Source organism: Acidovorax sp. GW821-FHT10A04, from assembly GCF_059415825.1.
In genome coordinates this window covers 152,937-170,710 of the sequence record NZ_JBWKNZ010000009.1, presented here as the reverse complement: position 1 = coordinate 170,710, position 17,774 = coordinate 152,937, and the positions used below count along the sequence as shown (strand labels likewise).

Annotated in this window: 17 protein-coding genes; 8 read left to right on the top strand and 9 right to left on the bottom strand. The window is 67.1% G+C overall.

Translation table 11 applies throughout. The features are described 5' to 3' along the window. The first annotated feature begins 20 nt into the window (after positions 1 to 20). On the top strand, positions 21 to 386 hold the full coding sequence (locus AC07PF_RS19775; protein ID WP_007859772.1) for a hypothetical protein: 366 nt from the start codon (positions 21 to 23) through the stop codon (positions 384 to 386). Positions 387 to 400: 14 nt separating this feature from the next. On the opposite strand, the gene lolA is transcribed toward AC07PF_RS19775, so the two are convergent. The 3 genes from lolA to AC07PF_RS19760 are packed head-to-tail and all read right to left on the bottom strand — an operon-like array spanning position 401 to position 4,148. Next, positions 401 to 1,033, bottom strand: a complete 633-nt coding sequence (gene lolA, locus AC07PF_RS19770; RefSeq protein ID WP_007859769.1) for an outer membrane lipoprotein periplasmic chaperone LolA — start codon at positions 1,031 to 1,033, stop codon at positions 401 to 403. Between the two features lie 41 nt (positions 1,034 to 1,074). Next, a complete protein-coding gene (locus AC07PF_RS19765) occupies positions 1,075 to 3,411 on the bottom strand; it encodes a DNA translocase FtsK (RefSeq protein WP_007859767.1) in 2,337 nt (778 codons plus the stop codon). A gap of 59 nt (positions 3,412 to 3,470) precedes the next feature. After that, positions 3,471 to 4,148, bottom strand: a complete 678-nt coding sequence (locus tag AC07PF_RS19760; RefSeq protein WP_007859765.1) for a Crp/Fnr family transcriptional regulator — start codon at positions 4,146 to 4,148, stop codon at positions 3,471 to 3,473. A gap of 210 nt (positions 4,149 to 4,358) precedes the next feature. Between AC07PF_RS19760 and trxB the strand changes: the two genes are divergently transcribed. The 3 genes from trxB to rpmG all read left to right on the top strand — a co-directional run bounded on the left by trxB (position 4,359) and on the right by rpmG (position 5,973). Then, positions 4,359 to 5,309: a thioredoxin-disulfide reductase gene (gene trxB / locus AC07PF_RS19755; protein ID WP_007859764.1), complete on the top strand. Its 951-nt coding sequence runs from the start codon at positions 4,359 to 4,361 to the stop codon at positions 5,307 to 5,309. 248 nt (positions 5,310 to 5,557) lie between these two features. Next, a complete protein-coding gene (gene rpmB, locus AC07PF_RS19750; protein WP_007859763.1) occupies positions 5,558 to 5,791 on the top strand; it encodes a 50S ribosomal protein L28 in 234 nt (77 codons plus the stop codon). Positions 5,792 to 5,802: 11 nt separating this feature from the next. Then, a complete protein-coding gene (gene rpmG / locus AC07PF_RS19745; RefSeq protein ID WP_007859760.1) occupies positions 5,803 to 5,973 on the top strand; it encodes a 50S ribosomal protein L33 in 171 nt (56 codons plus the stop codon). A gap of 88 nt (positions 5,974 to 6,061) precedes the next feature. Here the strand turns inward: rpmG and AC07PF_RS19740 are convergent, their stop codons facing one another. Next, positions 6,062 to 7,546, bottom strand: a complete 1,485-nt coding sequence (locus AC07PF_RS19740; RefSeq protein ID WP_494612958.1) for an aminotransferase-like domain-containing protein — start codon at positions 7,544 to 7,546, stop codon at positions 6,062 to 6,064. A gap of 216 nt (positions 7,547 to 7,762) precedes the next feature. On the opposite strand from AC07PF_RS19740, the gene AC07PF_RS19735 reads away from it, so the two are divergent. Next, positions 7,763 to 8,143 (top strand): hypothetical protein, encoded by a 381-nt coding sequence (locus AC07PF_RS19735; protein ID WP_494612957.1) that lies wholly within the window; start codon positions 7,763 to 7,765, stop codon positions 8,141 to 8,143. 65 nt (positions 8,144 to 8,208) lie between these two features. On the opposite strand, the gene AC07PF_RS19730 is transcribed toward AC07PF_RS19735, so the two are convergent. The 4 genes from AC07PF_RS19730 to AC07PF_RS19715 form a co-directional block, all read right to left on the bottom strand. Continuing rightward, a complete protein-coding gene (locus AC07PF_RS19730) occupies positions 8,209 to 10,098 on the bottom strand; it encodes a hypothetical protein (RefSeq protein ID WP_494612956.1) in 1,890 nt (629 codons plus the stop codon). Between the two features lie 96 nt (positions 10,099 to 10,194). Beyond that, a complete protein-coding gene (locus tag AC07PF_RS19725; protein WP_007859753.1) occupies positions 10,195 to 11,409 on the bottom strand; it encodes a DesA family fatty acid desaturase in 1,215 nt (404 codons plus the stop codon). Between the two features lie 309 nt (positions 11,410 to 11,718). Further along, positions 11,719 to 12,990: an RsmB/NOP family class I SAM-dependent RNA methyltransferase gene (locus tag AC07PF_RS19720; protein ID WP_494612955.1), complete on the bottom strand. Its 1,272-nt coding sequence runs from the start codon at positions 12,988 to 12,990 to the stop codon at positions 11,719 to 11,721. A gap of 60 nt (positions 12,991 to 13,050) precedes the next feature. Continuing rightward, positions 13,051 to 14,907, bottom strand: coding sequence for a M48 family metallopeptidase (locus AC07PF_RS19715; RefSeq protein ID WP_494604425.1), 1,857 nt, complete (start codon positions 14,905 to 14,907; stop codon positions 13,051 to 13,053). A gap of 45 nt (positions 14,908 to 14,952) precedes the next feature. Here AC07PF_RS19715 and AC07PF_RS19710 point away from each other — a divergent pair, with 45 nt between their 5' ends. The 3 genes from AC07PF_RS19710 (at position 14,953) to AC07PF_RS19700 (ending at position 17,169) form a co-directional block, all read left to right on the top strand. Then, on the top strand, positions 14,953 to 15,222 hold the full coding sequence (locus AC07PF_RS19710) for a DUF1653 domain-containing protein (RefSeq protein WP_494612954.1): 270 nt from the start codon (positions 14,953 to 14,955) through the stop codon (positions 15,220 to 15,222). A 217-nt stretch (positions 15,223 to 15,439) separates the two neighbouring features. After that, entirely contained in the window at positions 15,440 to 16,405 is a 966-nt protein-coding gene (xopAW, locus tag AC07PF_RS19705) for a XopAW family type III secretion system calcium-binding effector (RefSeq protein ID WP_494612953.1), read from the top strand. Positions 16,406 to 16,614: 209 nt separating this feature from the next. Continuing rightward, complete coding sequence (locus tag AC07PF_RS19700) at positions 16,615 to 17,169, top strand: hypothetical protein (RefSeq protein ID WP_494612952.1); 555 nt, start codon at positions 16,615 to 16,617, stop codon at positions 17,167 to 17,169. Positions 17,170 to 17,176: 7 nt separating this feature from the next. Here the strand turns inward: AC07PF_RS19700 and purN are convergent, their stop codons facing one another. Next, entirely contained in the window at positions 17,177 to 17,761 is a 585-nt protein-coding gene (gene purN / locus AC07PF_RS19695) for a phosphoribosylglycinamide formyltransferase (protein ID WP_494613008.1), read from the bottom strand. Positions 17,762 to 17,774 lie beyond the last annotated feature (13 nt).

The window sequence follows — 17,774 nt, the reverse complement described above, 5'->3', positions numbered from 1 at the left end:
CCCATTCGATCACGCACACCATGACCCATCCCACCAAACGCTCCCTTTCCAGCCTGCTGCTCAGCGTTTCCCTGACCCTGCTGGCAGCAGCCGCCCATGCCGACGTGACCGAAGCCGAGGCCATCGAGGCCCAGCTGGGCTCGGCCCTCGCGTCGGCCGATTTCGCGGCCAAGAACTGCCCCAACCTCGGCATCAACGACGACAAGGTGCAGGAGCTGCTCAAGCGCATCAAGAAGACCGCGGCAGACCTGCGTGCCGGCGAGGACTACGACGAGCAGCGCACCGTGGTCCAGCAGCTCGAAAAGCAGCAGGGCCGCGCCATGATCTGCATGGTGCTGCCCTCGGCGCACGGCGGCTATGCGCGCGGCGTCATCCAGAAGAAATAGGCCGCAGCGTCCGCCTACTGCTTGACCACGTCCGCCCCGGCAGGCGGCTTGAACTGGAAGGTGCCGGCCGGCAGCGGCGGGTTGGCCTGCATGCCGCTGAAGCGGATGGCCGAGCGCTGGCCGAAGCTGTCCAGGATGTCCAGGGCCGCCAGCTGCTCACCCGCGAAGCCCACGCGCACGCTCTGCAGTTGCCCGTCCTTGGCCTTGGGGCGCGCCAGCACCCATTGCAGGCCGTCGGCCTCGGGCGCCGCCTCGAGCGTGAAGTCGGCCTTGAGCGCCGACAGGTCGGGGGCCGAGGCCAGCAGGGCCGCCGGTGTGGTGCCCAGGGCCTGGGCCTGGGCGCGCTGCGTGACCTGGTTCAGGTCCACGTCGTGCAGCCACAGGGTCTGGCCATCGGCCACGATGGTCTGCTCGAAGGGCTTCTTGTAGACGAACTTGAAGCGCCCCGGGCGCTGGAACTCGAACGATCCGCTGGAGTTCTTGGTGCGCGCCGTCTGCCCCTCCTTGGGCGGCGAGGTCACCACCTGGGTGAACTCGGCGCGGCCCGTCTGGGTGCTCTTCATGAAGGATTCGAGGCTCTTGAGCCCGTCCGCGCTGGCCCACTGGGCACTGGCCGCGATCACGATGGCTGTCACAACTTTTTTCAAAAATAGACTCCTTGGGTGGTGGGCGCCGGGCCCGCAACGCCTCATTCAGGGCGAGCAGGCACCAGCACTTCGCGCTGGCCGCTGGCGGTGAGGCCGCTGACCAGGCCCGCCTTCTCCATGTCCTCCAGCAGGCGCGCCGAGCGGTTGTAGCCGATGCGCAGCTTGCGCTGGACGTAGGAGATGCTGGCCTTGCGGTCCTTGAGGACCACTTCCACGGCCTGGTCGTACATGGGGTCTTTTTCACCCCCTTCACCGCCACCGCCCTCCCCTGACAGATCCCCGTCGCCGTCCACAGTTCCGCCTTCGAGCACGCCCTCTATGTAGTCCGGCTCCCCTTGTTCCTTGAGGTAATGGACGACACGGTGCACTTCTTCGTCCGACACGAAGGCGCCGTGCACGCGGATCGGCAGTCCGGTGCCGCTGGCCATGTAGAGCATGTCGCCCATGCCCAGCAGGGCTTCGGCGCCCATCTGGTCGAGGATGGTGCGGCTGTCGATCTTGCTGCTCACCTGGAAGGCGATGCGGGTCGGGATGTTGGCCTTGATCAGGCCGGTGATCACGTCCACGCTGGGGCGCTGGGTGGCCAGGATCAGGTGGATGCCGGCGGCGCGCGCCTTCTGCGCCAGGCGCGCGATCAGCTCTTCGATCTTCTTGCCCACCACCATCATCAGGTCGGCCAGTTCGTCGATGACGACCACGATGTGCGGCAGGCGCTGCAGCGGCTCGGGCTCCTCGGGCGTGAGGCTGAAGGGGTTGTAGAGGAACTCCTCGCGCGCCTTGGCCTCGTCGATCTTGGTGTTGTAGCCAGCCAGGTTGCGCACGCCGAGCTTGCTCATGAGCTTGTAGCGGCGCTCCATCTCGGCCACACACCAGTTCAGGCCGTGGGCGGCCTGTTTCATGTCGGTGACCACGGGCGCCAGCAGGTGCGGAATGCCTTCGTAGACCGACATTTCCAGCATCTTCGGGTCGATCATCAGCAGGCGCACGTCGCGCGCCTCGGCCTTGTAGAGCAGCGAGAGGATCATGGCGTTGATCCCCACCGACTTGCCCGAGCCCGTGGTACCGGCCACCAGCACGTGCGGCATCTTGGCCAGGTCGGCCACCACCGGGTTGCCCACGATGTCCTTGCCCAGGCCCATGGTGAGCATGCTCTTGGCCTCGTGGTAGACCTGCGAGCCGAGGATCTCGGACAACCGGATCGACTGGCGCTTGGCGTTGGGCAACTCCAGCGCCATGAAGTTCTTGCCGGGGATGGTTTCCACCACGCGGATGGAGACCAGGCTCAGCGAGCGCGCCAGGTCCTTGGCCAGGCCCACGATCTGCGAGCCCTTCACGCCCGTGGCGGGCTCGATCTCGTAGCGTGTGATCACCGGGCCGGGCATGGCCGCGACCACGCGCACTTCTACGCCAAAATCCTTGAGCTTCTTCTCGATCAGGCGGCTGGTCATCTCCAGCGTCTCGGGCGCCACGGTCTCCTGGCGCTGCTGCGGGCCGTCGAGCAGGTCCACCAGCGGCAGCTTGCTGTCGGGCATCTCGGTGAACAGGGGCTTTTGCCGCTCCTTGACCACACGGGTGCTCAGCGGCAGGTCGACCAGCACGGGCTCGATGATCTGCACCGGCTGCGGGTGGTGTTCCTCGCTCTCGGTCTTTTCTTCCAGCACCACCACGGCGCGCTCGCGCGCGGCCTTGCGGCCCACGGCCACATCCTTGGCCACCTCGCGCTGCGTACGGCGCGACTGCACCAGCGCATCGATGCGCCCGCCCAGCACCTCGGCCACATGGCCCCAGGAAAAACGGAACACCAGGGCCGCGCCCAGCACGGCGAGCACGATGCACAACAGGGCCGAGCCGGTGAAGCCCAGCCATTTGACGCTGGCCGGCCCCGTGAGGTAGCCGAGCACGCCGCCGGCATGGCCGGGCAGCAGCGATTCGAAGCGGTACAGGCGCGACCATTCGAGCGCGGTGCTGGCACACATCAGCACCACCAGCCCGCCCCAGAACAAGCCGCGACGCGCCATGGGGCTCACGGCACCGGGCAGCACCTCACCGCCGCGCATCCAGCGCGCCAGCGACGACAGCCACGAGCGCACGCCCGCCGCCACGCACCACCAGACCGAGAAACCGAGGGCAAAGTAGCTGCCATCGGCCAGCCAGGCACCCAAGCGCCCGGCCCAGTTGAGCACGGCACGCGAATCCGAGGGGCCGGAGGACGACCAGGCGGCATCCTGCGCGGAGTAGCTGACCAGCGCCAGCAGCCAGAAGACCAGGGCCAGGAGCCCCAGCACCAGGCCGATTTCATGCCCGAAGCGGGCCGCGCCCGAGCGGGGCGGCGACTTCACGGCGGACGATGCGTTCAATGTATTGAGTGAGTAGGTCATAAGCGTGCCGCGACAAGCTTACCCTATGGACACCTGCGCGCCGCTGCGCAGAAGCCGTCTCAGCCCAGCGCGTCCAGACGGTCCTTGAGCACCGTGGCACCGGTGGGCAGCACCTCGATGAAACCGCGCTCCTCCAGGTCCTTCATGACGCGGCTGACCATCTCGCGCGAGGCACCGACCATCTTGGCCAGGTCCTGGCGCGAGATCTTGTCGCGGATGATGCGCTGGCCCTGCGCGTCGGTGGTCGCAAAATCCAGCAGCGCATGGGCCACGCGGCCGTACACATCGAGCAGGGCCAGGGATTCGATCTTGCGGTCGGCATGGCGCAGGCGCTTGACCAGCCCGCGCATGACCACCAGCGACATCGAGGCGTTTTCCGTCAGGCAGCGTGCGAATTCGGTGCGCCCGAGCATCAGCACGTCGGTCTGCACCTCGGCGCGCACGGTGGCCGAATGGGGTTCGTTGTCGATGATGCTCATCTCGCCCAGGTAGTCCCCCTGCGCCAGGTTGGCCAGGATCACCTCGCGGCCCCGGCTGTCGGTCGTGAGCACGCGCGCCCGCCCGGTGAGCAGGATGAACAGCGCGTTGGATTTTTGCCCCTGCTCGACCAGCGCCTCGCCGCGCTTGAAGCGCTTCTTGACCACGGCACCACTGATCACCTCGGCCTGGGCCACGGTGAGCAGCGAAAACAGCGGTACCCGGCGCAGCAGGTCCAGGTTGGACAACATCGTTGACATGGAAACTTCTCCTCTCTAAAGGCGCGGCTCCACCGGTGCCGCAGCGGGTTATTCAGGGCGCATCCTCGCGCGCCCTGATGGGTTCTTACAATCGCCGTGATTGAAATTGGGGCTGCGTGTGGCGACCGAGCGCGGTTGATACTTGGCGCCCCGCCCCCCAGCTTTCCCAACAGCGCCCCGTGTAGCGGGCGCAAAACACAGGCTTTTACCATGTCTACCACCCAACACGCGAAAGTTCTGATCCTCGGCTCCGGTCCTGCCGGCTACACCGCAGCGGTCTATGCAGCCCGCGCCAACCTCAATCCGGTGCTGATCACCGGCATGTCCCAGGGTGGCCAGCTGATGACCACGACGGAAGTCGACAACTGGCCGGCCGACGTGAACGGCGTGCAGGGGCCGGAGCTGATGCAGCGTTTCCTGGAGCACGCCGAGCGCTTCAAGACCCAGGTCATCTTCGACCACATCAACAAGGTCGACTTCAGCAAGCGCCCCTTCACCCTCACCGGTGACAGCGGCACCTACACCTGCGACGCGCTGATCCTGGCGACCGGCGCATCGGCCAAGTACCTGGGCCTGCCCTCCGAGGAGGCCTTCATGGGCCGGGGCGTCTCGGGCTGCGCCACCTGCGACGGTTTCTTCTACCGCGACAAGCCCGTGGCCGTGGTCGGCGGCGGCAACACGGCCGTCGAAGAGGCGTTGTATCTCTCCAACATCGCCAGCAAGGTCACCATGGTGCACCGCCGCGACAAGTTCAAGGCCGAGCCCATCCTGGTGGACAAGCTCAACGAGAAGGTCGCCGCCGGCAAGATCGAGCTCAAGCTGTTCAACACCCTGGACGAGGTACTGGGCGACGCCACCGGCGTGACCGGCATCCGCATCAAGAGCACCAAGGACGGCAGCACCGAGGACATCACGCTGCATGGCTGCTTCATCGCCATCGGCCACTCGCCCAACACCGATATCTTCAAGGGCCAGCTGGAGATGGAAGGCGGCTACCTCATCACCCAGGGCGGGCTCAAGGGCTTTGCCACGCAGACCAGCGTGCCCGGCGTGTTCGCGGCCGGCGACGTGGCGGACCACGTGTACCGCCAGGCCATCACCAGCGCCGGCACGGGCTGCATGGCCGCACTGGACGCCCAGCGCTTCCTCGAGCAGGAGTGAAAACCGCCGCGCCGGGACGCCATTTGACGCCACTGCGCGCGGGCCGCTATAATCCGAGGCTTTCCTGAATTCAGGCGGGTATCTGCTACCCGTTTTCTTGCAGGCAAAAAATCCAAATCGGGCCTCTTTTTCTGGGATGCCCGGGGTTACCGCCACCCTTTCTGGCGAGGTGAGGCCGCAAGCCAGCCCTTGGGAGATCCCCCAGGAGCACCGGGCGAACGGCCGTTGAACAGTATCGGAGTGTCCTCATGGCACGCGTCTGCGACGTAACGGGCAAGAAGCCCATGGTCGGGAACAACGTTTCCCACGCCAACAACAAAACCAAGCGCCGGTTCCTGCCGAACCTGCAATACCGCCGTTTCTGGGTCGAGACCGAAAACCGCTGGGTTCGCCTGCGCGTTTCGAGCGCCGCCCTGCGTTTGATCGACAAGAACGGTATTGACTCTGTGCTCGCAGACCTGCGCGCACGTGGCCAGGCTTAAGGAGAAACACCATGGCAAGCAAAGGCGGACGCGACAAGATCAAGCTGGAATCCACTGCGGGTACCGGTCACTTCTACACGACGACGAAGAACAAGAAGACCATGCCCGAAAAGATGCTGATCATGAAATTTGATCCCAAGGCACGCAAGCATGTGGAATACAAGGAAATCAAGCTGAAGTAATTCAGCCTTGGTTTACCCCAGAAAAAAGCCGCCCGGCACCCGCCGGGCGGCTTTTTCTTTGGCCGCTGCACACGAACGAAGGCAGAGATCACGCGGCCCGCCGCACCGCGCCCGCCTGCTCATGCAGCAGGCGCCCCAGCTCACCATAGGCCCACTCCACCTCGGGCGAGAACGGCAGGCCGCAGCTCAGGCGCAAAAAGCCCTCGTAGCGCCCCGAATTGGAGAAGATCGGCCCTGGCGCCACGCGGATGCCCAAGGCCAGGGCCTGCTCGAACAGCAGGGATGAAGAGACACCGGCCGGCAGCTCGATCCACAGGCTGAGCCCGCCGCGCGGCACCGACAGGCGCGTGCCCTGCGGAAAATGCCGCGCCACCATCTGCACGCTGCGCTCGCGCTGCACCCTGAGCGCACTGCGAAAGCGGCGCAGGTGGCGCTCGTGCGCGGGTGTGCCCACCGTGCGCGCCGCCAGCAACTGGGCCCATACCTGCATGTTGCGGGTGCGGGCAAACTTCAGGATCTGGATGCGCTCGTGCCAGCGCCCGCCGTTCATCCACCCCTGGCGCAGGCCCGGCGCCAGCGTCTTGTTGAAGGACACGCAGTAGATCACCTGCCCCGTCTCGTCCCAGGCCTTGAGCGGGCGCTGCAGCACGGGCGCATCGACCAGCTCGCGGTAGATGTCGTCCTCGATCAGCGCCAGCTGGTGGCGCCGGCAGAAGGCCACCAGCCGCTCCTTGTGGCTGTCGGGCATGAGCGCGCCATTGGGCATCTGCAGGTGCGGCACCACCACCACGGCCTTCAGGCGCGGTTCGCTCTGCACGGCCAGCTCCAGGGCGTCGAGCGAGATGCCGGTGCGCGAGCTGCTGGGGATCTCCAGCGCGCGCAGGTTCTGGGTCTCCACCGCCTGCAGCACGCCATAGAAGGTGGGCGACTCCACGGCCACCACGTCGCCGCGCTCGGTCACTGCGGCGAGCGCCAGGTTCACCGCATCCGAATTGCCCAGGGTGGCCATCACCTCCTGCGGTGCCACGTTCACGCCGACTTCCAGCGCCTGCCGGGCCATGGCGGCCTGGAACAGGGGGTGGGTGCCGGGCCGTGAATTGCCCTGCACCAGCACCTCGGGAAACTCGCGCAGCAGTGCCGCGCCGACCCGGTTGAGGGTGAGGTGGTCGAACAGCTCGGGCGCGGGCATGGCCGCCCCCAGGTCCACGCGCACCTGGGCCCGGCGCCCCTGCTCAAGCCACAGCGAGATGCGCTCGTTGATGCCCGCGAACTGGGCCCCGTCGATCTGCTGCACCGGGCAGCGGGGGTCGGGTTCGCTGCTGTGGTCCAGCAGGTGCACCCGGTGGTCCTGCACGAAATAGCCGACCCGGGGACGCGCCTGCACGCTGCCCTGCTCCTCCAAGGTGCGCAGCGCCTGCAGCGCGGTCGACAGGCTCACGCCATGGCGCTGCATCAGCTCGCGCACCGACGGCATGCGCGCGCCGGGCAGCAGCACGCCCTGGGCCACCGCCTGCTGGTAGTGGTCGGCCAGTTGGCGGTACAGGGGGAGGTTTTCTTCAGAAGATACAGGCATGGCGGGTCGATGATGCGCTCGAACCGGCAACCAGAACAGATACAGGGTTGCCGAAATCCAACCGAAACAGAGCAGAAATCCTTCCGCTGCTTCGCACCGCGCCACGCATCCCTGTGCCTGTTGCGATGCAGTCTACGGTTCTACGCTCAAGGCATGAAACAGCAGCACCCTACCCCATCCTTCACGGCCAGTGGCGCCTCCTGCCCTGAAGCCCCTGTGCAACCTGTCAGAGCCCAGGACGGCGCTGGCCGGACGCTGCGCCTGCAGCCGGGCCAGGGCCAGCTCGTCTGGCTGGATGCGAGCAGCGAGTTGCGCTGCCTCTCGGGCACTGCCGTCCTGAACAGCGCTCCGGCGCACCACCCTGGCGTCCCCTTCCCGATCCACCTGCTGCCCCACATGGCATGGCGCAGCGCACAAGGCGCCTGGGTGGGCATGCAGGCCGGGATGTCTTCGCCCGCCACGCTCCTGCTGACGCCGCCCGAGATGCCGCAGCAAGGCAGCGTCCATGAAACAAGTCGCCCAGGGCACCAGGCCTTGCAGCGGCTTCGCGATGGCCTGCGGCGGCTGTTCACCAAGAGCGCGCACTCTGCGGGCTGACAGCGCCATTGCGACACACGGCCCCAGGGAACGCACCAGCGCCCATCCTGGTACAGGCCAGTCACTCACAGGCCAGGGAGAGGTGGGCAGCTGACACGCATGAAGCGCAAATCCCCTTGCTCGTGGATGAGGTGCAACGAACCTTCGGCCAGGGACGATTCGATCGTGGGCGACAGAATGAAGCGGTGCAGCAGCAGGTAGCGAACCGGCGCGAACCGCGGCGCGATGGCGACCAATTCGCACCAGGGCCGGCCCCGCTCCAACGCTTGATGCAACGCGCGGGGCAGCACGTTGGGATCGCTCGTGAGCATGACCGTATGGCGCCTCAACTCTTCGATGATCAGCATGGATGAATAGGTCCCCATCAGCACCCCGTCGAAGCCTGGGTTGCGCTCGTAGTCGATCAGATAGCGGTTCAGCACTGGATCACCGGTCTCCCGCTGCAACGCCGACTGGCGCAGCCGCAAGTACTCGGTGCTCCAGGGCGCCACCCATGCCAGCATGGCGAAGGCAGCCAGGGCACCGGCGGGCCCCCATCGGCGCAGCCCGGGATGGATCGAAACCACCAAGGCAACGTCGCCCGCAGCGGCCGGTGGCCGCTTTCTGGAGAATGCACCGAGGATATTGCGCACACCAATACCCAAGGCCCAGGCGACCGGCACCACCACGGGCAGGAAGTTGCGGATGTCGTAGGAAAACAGGCTGGCCCACAGCAGCAGGTAGGGCAGGCACAGGCCGAACACCAGCCGCCTGCCGCCCGGACTTTTGCACGCCGCAGCCAGCAGTGCACCGACGGCACTGGCAGCCACGGCAGCCGAGCCAAAACCGGCGAGCGCGCCCATGAGCGGCCCCTGCAGAGCGTGGCCGATGCGCTGGCCCCAGCTCCGACCCGCGTGGATGGAGCCGACAAGGTAGTCGATGTTCGTGACATCGACCCCCGTCCAGATCCACCAGGCTACCCACAGATACCAGGGCGCGGCGAGCAGCAGAAAAAGCGACGCCTTGGCAAGTACCGACGTCCAGGACAGCTGTCGGCGCAGCAACAGGACGGCCGCCATGACCAGCCACAGCAACCATGCGATACCGCCCGGCTGCTTGGTCAGCAGCGCTGCAGCGGCGGAGATGGCTGCCAGGGTGAAGACCATGCCGCCGTCCATGCCGCGGCAGCCCAGCAACAGCAGATAGGCAGTCACCGCAACGAAGCAGGCCACCGGCACATCGGCATAGCCAGAATCGGCCATGCCCCGGAACGCGAAGCGCAGCAAAACAAGCCAGGCCGCACATCCCCAGAGAAAGGCGTCGTCACGCCAGCGCCGGTATCCATCCACGAACAGCAGGCAGGGCAATGCAGGGAACAACAGCAGGAACAGCCGCGCCACCGGCTCTGCGGCCCGCGGGTCGACCCATCGATACAAACCGGCCAAGGCCGTTGGCAGCAGTTGTGGGTAGCCCGAGGTATTCGTCGGCAGGGTCTGGCGATGCCACTCCATCGCCCAGCGGTTCCAGCTGCTGATGGTGTCCCAGGCATCGAAGACGCCCGGATGGGAAAGGGCCACATCCTGGACGTACAGGGTGAGGGCCACGGCGACAGCGGCCATGCCGATGGCGTCCCGATACCAGGGGTTCGTGACAGGAAGAGATTGCACCGCAGGTTGCACGTGCCGAAAACAGCGCACGAGCCCGCCCCAGGCCAGCAGCGTGAGCGCGGCAGCGCCGGCCGGCAGCACCCAGGCAGGCCATCCTCCCTGGCCTGCCGCCACCGCAGCGAAAAAGACCTGGAAGTTTGCCAGCAAGCCAATGCCCACCCCCACACACAGGGTCGGCAGAAAACCCAGTTGCCGCCCGACCGCCGTAGTGGCCAGCCAGGGCCACAACAAGGGTGTGAACCCCACCCACTGGAGCAGTGCGATGAGTGCCGCAAAGGCGGCGTGGGTGTGCAGGGCGTCTACATCCATCGATGGGACCAGGCAGTGGTCACAGGGTGCCGGAGGTCCCCTGCGGAACGCAGACCCTGCATGGCCTTGCCTTGCGCAAGCCCTGCCAAGACACCGTCAGGCGCGCGCGGCCCGCAGGTTGACGGAGAAATCGCGCAGGGCGGCAATGCCGCTCTCTTCGGCGCGGCGGCACCAGGCCTGCAGGTCGGCCGTGAGCTGCTCGCGCGACTGCGTGGTGTTGAGCCACATCTGGCGCAGTTCCTCGCGCATGGTCACCATCTTGTCCAGGGCCGGGTGGGCAGCGCGCGCCTGGGCCAGCTGGGACTGTGCATTCGCGGGCACCTTTTCGGCGTCGCGGTGCAGCCAGCGCTTGGCGGCCTTGAGCACCGAGGCGTCGGCCTGGCGCGCCTGCAGCGCGGCGATCTCGTCCTTGCAGGCCTGGCGCACGCCGCGGGCATAGCCGGCCATGACCTCGTAGCGGTTGGCGATCAGGGCCTCCAGCGTCTTTTCGTCGGCCACGGGTTTCACGTCGCCGCGCAGCAGCTTGGGCGGTACCTTCTTGACCGTGGCCCAGCCAAGCTTCTTCATCAGGCTGATGTAGGCCCAGCCGATGTCGAACTCATAGGGCTTGACCGAGAACTTGGCCGAGGTCGGGTAGGTGTGGTGGTTGTTGTGCAGCTCTTCGCCACCGATGACCAGGCCCCAGGGCGAGAGGTTGGTGCTGGCGTCCGTCGCCTCGAAGTTGCGGTAGCCCCAGTAGTGGCCCACGCCGTTGACCACGCCCGCGGCCCAGAACGGGATCCAGAGCATCTGCACGGCCCAGACGGCCGCGCCTGCAGCACCGAACAGCGCCAGGTCGAGCACCAGCATCAGGCCCACGCCCTGCCAGCCGAAGCGGGTGTAGACATTGCGCTCCATCCAGTCATCGGGCGTGCCGTGGCCGAACTTCTTCATGGTCTCGAGGTTCTTCGATTCCGCGCGGTACAACTCGGCGCCGCGCCACATCACGGTATCCAGGCCACGCGTCTGCGGGCTGTGCGGGTCATCCGCGGTCTCGCACTTGGCGTGGTGCTTGCGGTGGATGGCGACCCACTCCTTGGTCACCATGCCGGTGCCGACCCACAGCCAGAAACGGAAGAAATGCGAAGGAATCGCATGCAGATCCACCGAACGGTGGGCTTGCGAGCGGTGCAAAAAGATGGTGACGGCCGCGATCGTGATGTGGGTCGTCGCCAGCGTGTACAGCACGATCTGCCACCAGGCGAGGTTCCACAGTCCATGGCCCAGCCAGTCGATGGCCGCGTTCAGTACAACCCAGTCGGGTAACAGCATATTCAGAAAAACCTTGTACAAGATACCCGACCACCAGCGATGGCGGGCAGGCCAATTTTAAAGGGCAGACCCCTTTTTCGATTAGAGGTTATCCACAGTATCCAGAGTGAATTGGCTCCTGCGTCGCCTGCATGACAAAGCCATGCAACCCCTGTGCCAGAACGCGCACGCACCGACATCCGCCGCAACTGGCGCGCCCCAAGCCAGCGCCCCCGCGCAAGGGCCGCCCCGCCGCGCTGGGGGCGTCCCCCTCCCAGATTGCGAAGCAATATGAGAGAGGGGGAAGGCGCGAAGCGACTCAGGGGGTGCTTACTTCCTTGTCCAGCCCGCAGCAAAGAACCCGTCGGTCTGGTGGACATGGGGCCACAGGCGCAGATAACCAGTGCCCGAGGCACCGCCGCTGCACAGTTTTTCGGCACCTTCCACCTTGAGCTGGGTGAGCGCTTCGCCTGCATCCAGCGGCACGAAATCGGGGTGGGCGGCCGTGAAGGCGTCCGCAATCGCCTCGTTTTCCTGCGGCAGGATGCTGCAGGTGGCATACACCAGCCGGCCACCCGACTTGAGCAGGCGTGCTGCGCTGGCCAGGATGGCGGTCTGCTTGGCGACCAGTTCCTCGACCGACTGGGGCGACTGGCGCCACTTGAGATCGGGGTTGCGGCGCAGGGTACCGAGGCCCGAGCAGGGCGCATCGACCAGCACCCGGTCGATCTTGCCGGCCAGGCGCTTGATGCGGTCGTCGCGCTCGTGCGCAATGGCGGCCGGGTGCACATTGGACAGCCCGCTGCGCGCCAGGCGCGGCTTCAGGGCGTCGAGCCGGTGGCCCGACACGTCGAAGGCGTACAGGCGCCCGGTGTTGCGCATGGTGGCACCGATGGCCAGGGTCTTGCCGCCCGCGCCGGCGCAGAAGTCGACCACCATCTCACCGCGCTTGGCGTCCAGCAGCAGGGCCAGCAGCTGCGAGCCTTCGTCCTGCACTTCCACGGCCCCGCGCGTGAACACGTCGAGCTTGGCCAGCGCCGGCTTGCCGTCGATGCGCAGACCCCAGGGGGAGTACGGCGTGGGCACGGCCTTGATGCCCGCCTTGGCGAGTTCCTTTTGCACATCGGCGCGCTTGTCCTGCAGGGCATTCACGCGCAGGTCCAGCGGTGCGGCGTTCGACAGGCTTTCCACCAGCGGCCAGAAGCCCGCGCCCAGCTGGTCCTTGAGCGGCTGAACCAGCCACTCGGGCAGGTTGTGGCGGTGGCGCTCCATGAGGTCGTCGGCGGTCACGCCATCGCACTGTTCGAGCCACTTCCTTTCCTGATCGGTCAGGGCGCCCAGAAGGAAATCGCGCGGGCCGTAGAAACCCAGGATGGCCAGGCGGCGCTCCCGGGGACCGGAGCCCGAGGGCGCCATGTGGTCGAACAGCAGCTTCTTGCGCAGCACGGTGTAGACCGTTTCGGCCAGCGTGGCACGCTCGCGCGGCCCCAGGCCCCGGTTGTCACGGAAAAAGCGCGACACCACCGCATCGGCGGGGTGTTCGAAAGTGAGGGTCAGCCTGACGAGTTCGGCACAGGCGTCGAGAAGAACTTTGGGATGCATATCCCCTCTATTGTCCCACTCTGGCCTGTAAACCCTTGATTTTGGCTTTCGCCGGCCCTTTCAACGGGTGAATACCGGATCGAAAGCAGAACGCTGGATCTCTTTCAGCGTGGGCGATTCGCCGGCCCACAGCACCAGGGCCGGGCCGGGCAGGCTGAGCTGGCGCTCCATGGCGCGGCACAGCTGGTAGCGGCTGCCATCGTCCAGGTCGGGCAGGTCCACGAAGACCAGGTAGGCGCGGCGCTGGGGGTGTTCTCGCAGGTTCTTGCGCACCAGCCAGCAACGCTCCACATCGGAATAGCGCACCAGCTCGGCCTGCAATTCCTCGAGCTCGAAGGGGCTCAGGTCGTGGCGCGTGGTCTGGCTGAAGAAAGAGGCGCCCGAGAGTTCCTCCCAGGCACGCTCCTCGGACTCCTGGGCGCGCTCGAGCCGTTTGCGCCACTGCTTGAAGGCGGCGGCATCGTGGTCGTGGCCCAGGCGCGGGGTTTCCAGCTCGGCCAGCGCGGTGCGCGCGGTCCAGTAGCGGTCGCCGCTGCCGGCCTCCCACAGGCGGTGCAGCAGGGCCATCTTGCCCTCGCGGTCCTCGGGCGCCAGGCACTGCACCAGCCCGCGCAGCGCACCTGGGTAGTCGGTGCTGCGCGCCAGCGCGGTCTCGTAAACGCCGCGCACATCGGCCCGCGGGTCCAGGTGGCGTTGCAGGCGCGCCAGCTCCACCAGTTCCGCGGCACTGGCCTGGGGCATGCCGGCCTGCAGGACCTGGGCACGGTCGCGCACCCTGCCCAGCCAGCCGTGGTGGCGCTTCCACTCGCCCGCGTTGTCGCGGCACCATTGCTTGTCGAAATGCGCCACCCAGCGCTTGGCCTCGGAGCCCAGCAGGGCCAGGGCCCCTCCGCGCGACCACTCGGCCGGCAGGGTGGGCACGGCGTCCAGCGCTTCCAGGCGATCGCGCAGGCCCGGGTGCGTGTCGTCCACATTGCTGATGCGCTTGAGCGCCTGGCGCAGCGCATCGTTGGCAAACGCGGCCTCCGGCACTTCGGACAGGCGCTTGCGCATGGCCCGGTAGGGCCCCACGGGCAAGGGATTGCCAGCAGCCTCGCTCCAGTGACCGCCCCAGAAATTGTCGTGCAGCCACTCGCCGCGCACCTCGATCTCGATCAGCGCGGCGGCGGCAACGTCGCGCCCCAGCAGCTTGCCGGCGATGCGGTCGGCCTCGTATTCGTCCTGGCGCGCCAGTGCGAAGGTCTTGGCCACGAAGCGGGGAAAATACCAGCGCATGAAGGCCTGGGTGGCCACGGCCACGGCGCCTTCGTCGTCCTCCAGGCTGCTGTTCAGGCGCATCCAGGACAGCCGGGTGCGGTAGATCCAGGCCGCAAACCGGCCATGGTCGCCGCGCAGGTGACCGTACTCGTGCGCCAGCACGGCCAGAAAGCGCGGCCGGTCCAGCGCCAGCAGCAGCGGCAGGCCGATGGTCAGGTAGTTCACGGCGCCACCCAGCAGCCCATAGCGCGGCAACTGCTGGATGCTGGCGTTGAATTCGTCGTTCAGGTACACATGGTGGATGGGCGGGCCCTTGATCTTGCGGCGCATGCGCTCCAGGGCCTCGAACAGCTCGGGTGCCTCCAGCGCCGTGATCTCCATGCCCTTGGGCTCGTCCACGCGCACCCAGAGGGCGCGGATACTCACCCACAGCAGGCTGGCCGCACCCAGCAGAACGAACACCAGCACCAGCCGGAACCGGCCATTGAGCAGCTGCGGCAGGACCCAGGCGATCAGACCGGCGCCCACGGCCAGGCAACCGAGCACCCAGGCATAGCCCAGCGCGGCGAACGCAGCCACGCCGAGCCGGTACCGGCGGCTGTTGTCTGCGCTGTCATGCTCGCTCATGCGCACCAGGTGCACAAAATCTGCCTGATCCACTGGATTTCCCCCTCAACCTTGTTTTTTGACCACCTGCCATCCTAAATGACCGACGACGACCTGCCCCAATTCACCCCCACCCCGCCCGGTCTGTACCGCCACTACAAGGGCATGCTCTACGAGGTGATCGACACCGTGCGCCACAGCGAGACCCTGGAGCCCATGACGCTGTACCGCGCGCTGTACGGCCAGCGCGGCCTGTGGGTGCGCCCGGCGGCCATGTTCTCCGAAGAGGTGCTGATCGATGGCCGCATGCGCCCGCGCTTCGAAAAATGCGCCGACGAGGACCTTTCCCGGCCCCCGGCCCACCCCTGAACCGGCGACCTGCACCGACCACCGGGGCCAAACCGCCGAACTGGCAGGCATTGGCCTGCCAGTTCGGCCGATCATGCCCTCCATTGTGTCCCCATGGACACAAACCGTACAAACCGCCTTGACCTGGCCTTTGAAGAATGGACCTGGGCCATGGCCGGCGTTGTTCGCCACCCCGGGGAGCACGGGCCGCGGCCCGCAACCCTTGGAAGGAACGACGATGACGAGCATCACAAGCAGCGTCAGCAGTGCCTGGTCCAGTGCAAGTGTGCAGCGGGCGCAACGCCCTGCGCCCTCGCCGGAGCGGCTGCTGGCCAAGATAGACGCAGACGGCAGCGGCGGCGTGAGCGACACCGAACTGCAGGGACTGCTGGACGATGTCGCCAAGAAGACCGGTGTCAGCAGCCAGGCCAGTGCTGCCGACCTGGTCAAGCAGTACGACAGCGACGGCGACGGCAGCCTCAACGCCGACGAACTGGGCAAGACGCTGCAGAGCGCCATGCCCCCGCCCCCCTCGACCATGGCCTTTGCCCAGTCGCGCAGCGACACCGGCGGAACGGGGGCCACGGGCCAGGCGGGGGACGACCTGTTCGGCAAGGTGGACACCGATGGCGACGGCGGCGTGAGTCAGACCGAGCTGCAGGCCTTGCTCGAGAAGATGTCCGGCGGCACGGCCAGCAAGACCGGCGTCAGCAGCGACGAGCTGTTCAGCCAGCTCGATGCGGATGGCGACGGCAGCCTCTCGGAGGCCGAATTCGACGCGGGGCGGCCTCCGGGCGGGCCTGGCGCGGGCGCTGTGGGCGGCATGCCGCCGCCACCGGGCGGCCCTGGGGGGTCTGCCGGGGCCTCCGCCAGCAGCAGCACGACCTACGACCCGCTCGATACCAACGAGGATGGCGTGGTCTCTGCCGCCGAGCAGGCGGCGGGTGCGGCCCAGACGGATGCGGTCGCGGCGCTGTTCAAGGCCATCGACACCGATGGCGACAACAGCATCGGCAGCGAGGAGGCCCAGGCCTTCGTCGACCAGCTGACCCGCCAGTTCAGCAACGCCAGCGCCAGCAGCCAGTCGCCGGAGGGCGGGCAGAAGACGGACCTGGTGAAGCTGGCCCAGCTGGCGCGCAGCCAGTACGAGGCCGCCGCTGGCGCCTGGTCGCCCTCGGGCAGCACGCTGAGCGCACTGGCCTGACGGCAGGCACGGGGGGCGGCTTGCAGGGCCTGCACTTGCGCCGCCACGCCGCACAGTCCTACAGCCCGGGCACCCGCTCAGGGCTATCTTCAAAGCCATGACCCACTTGCCCCATGCCGCCAACGGCTGACCGCGGGACCCTACCGCCAGCCCCGGACAGGGGCATTGCATGCGCCGCATCGCCGTGTGCACACGACCCGGAGCACACCATGGACTATCTTCTGCAAGGAATGTTCGGCGAAAAATCGCTGACCAAGGTCGTCGGGCTGTTTGCCCGCGAAACGGAGGCGGACATCGCCGTTCGTCGGCTGCTGCGGCTGCCCGGCATGCAGCGGGAGCAAATCCGGCTGCTGGGCCCCGAGCATGCCGACCTGCGCGCCCAGGACCTGCTCAGCGAAGCCCTGGAGCCACAGCCCCGTGGCCTGTTCACCACCCTGGTCCGGGCGCACGCCATCGCCGGGCTCACCGGTGCGGTGCTGGGCCTGCTGGCATTTGCCTACCTGGTGGCCACCAACGAACCCGCGGTGCTCAGCAACCCCCTGCTGGCCTTCATGGCCATCGTGGGTTTCGGCAGCACCTTCGGTCTCATGCTGGGCGCACTGGCCGCGCTGCGGCCCGACCGCATCTGGGTCATCGTCCGGGTGCGGTCCGCCCTGCGCAAGCGCCAATGGGTGGTGGTGGCGCACCCGAGCGACTCGCACCAGACGGCTTTGGCCCAGGACCTGCTGGAAAGCAGCGAGGCCCAGGTGGTGCGCACCCTCTGAAACGCGATCAGGCCAGGGCTGCCACGAACGCCCGCACGGCACGCGGGTAGATCACATGCTCCTGCGCCTGCACCCGGGCCGCCAGCACCTCGGCCGTGTCATACGGCAGCACGGGAACCACCGCCTGGTCCAGGATGGGGCCCACGTCCAGCTCATCGGTGACCTGGTGCACGGTGACCCCGGCGACCTTGCAGCCGGCGTCGATGGCCCGCTGGTGGGTGTTCAGCCCTGTGAACGCCGGCAGCAGCGAGGGGTGGATGTTGATCAGCCGGCCGGCATAGCGCGCCACAAAGCCCGGGGTGAGAATGCGCATGAAGCCGGCCAGCACCACCAGGGCGGGTTGGTACTGGTCGATGGCCTGCGCCAGCGCGGCATCGAACGCCTCCCGGCTCTCGAAGGCCTTGTGGTCGAGCGCCTCGGTGGCAATGCCTTCGCCGCGTGCAAACGCCAGCCCCCCGGCATCGGCCTTGTTGCTCAGCACGGCGGCCACGCGGGCGCCGTGGCGCCGGGCCCAGTCTTCCTGTTGCGCGGTACGCACGATGGCAGCCATGTTGGAACCGCTGCCGGAGATCAAAATCACGATGTTCTTCATAAATTGCACGACG

Coding starts and splice junctions, on each gene's coding strand:
- AC07PF_RS19775 (WP_007859772.1), top strand. CDS start 21: ATGACCCATCCCACCAAACGCTCCCTTTCCAGCCTGCTGCTCAGCGTT.
- AC07PF_RS19765 (WP_007859767.1), bottom strand. CDS start 3,411: ATGACCTACTCACTCAATACATTGAACGCATCGTCCGCCGTGAAGTCG.
- AC07PF_RS19760 (WP_007859765.1), bottom strand. CDS start 4,148: ATGTCAACGATGTTGTCCAACCTGGACCTGCTGCGCCGGGTACCGCTG.
- trxB (WP_007859764.1), top strand. CDS start 4,359: ATGTCTACCACCCAACACGCGAAAGTTCTGATCCTCGGCTCCGGTCCT.
- rpmB (WP_007859763.1), top strand. CDS start 5,558: ATGGCACGCGTCTGCGACGTAACGGGCAAGAAGCCCATGGTCGGGAAC.
- rpmG (WP_007859760.1), top strand. CDS start 5,803: ATGGCAAGCAAAGGCGGACGCGACAAGATCAAGCTGGAATCCACTGCG.
- AC07PF_RS19740 (WP_494612958.1), bottom strand. CDS start 7,546: ATGCCTGTATCTTCTGAAGAAAACCTCCCCCTGTACCGCCAACTGGCC.
- AC07PF_RS19730 (WP_494612956.1), bottom strand. CDS start 10,098: ATGGATGTAGACGCCCTGCACACCCACGCCGCCTTTGCGGCACTCATC.
- AC07PF_RS19725 (WP_007859753.1), bottom strand. CDS start 11,409: ATGCTGTTACCCGACTGGGTTGTACTGAACGCGGCCATCGACTGGCTG.
- AC07PF_RS19720 (WP_494612955.1), bottom strand. CDS start 12,990: ATGCATCCCAAAGTTCTTCTCGACGCCTGTGCCGAACTCGTCAGGCTG.
- AC07PF_RS19710 (WP_494612954.1), top strand. CDS start 14,953: ATGACCGACGACGACCTGCCCCAATTCACCCCCACCCCGCCCGGTCTG.
- xopAW (WP_494612953.1), top strand. CDS start 15,440: ATGACGAGCATCACAAGCAGCGTCAGCAGTGCCTGGTCCAGTGCAAGT.
- AC07PF_RS19700 (WP_494612952.1), top strand. CDS start 16,615: ATGGACTATCTTCTGCAAGGAATGTTCGGCGAAAAATCGCTGACCAAG.
- purN (WP_494613008.1), bottom strand. CDS start 17,761: ATGAAGAACATCGTGATTTTGATCTCCGGCAGCGGTTCCAACATGGCT.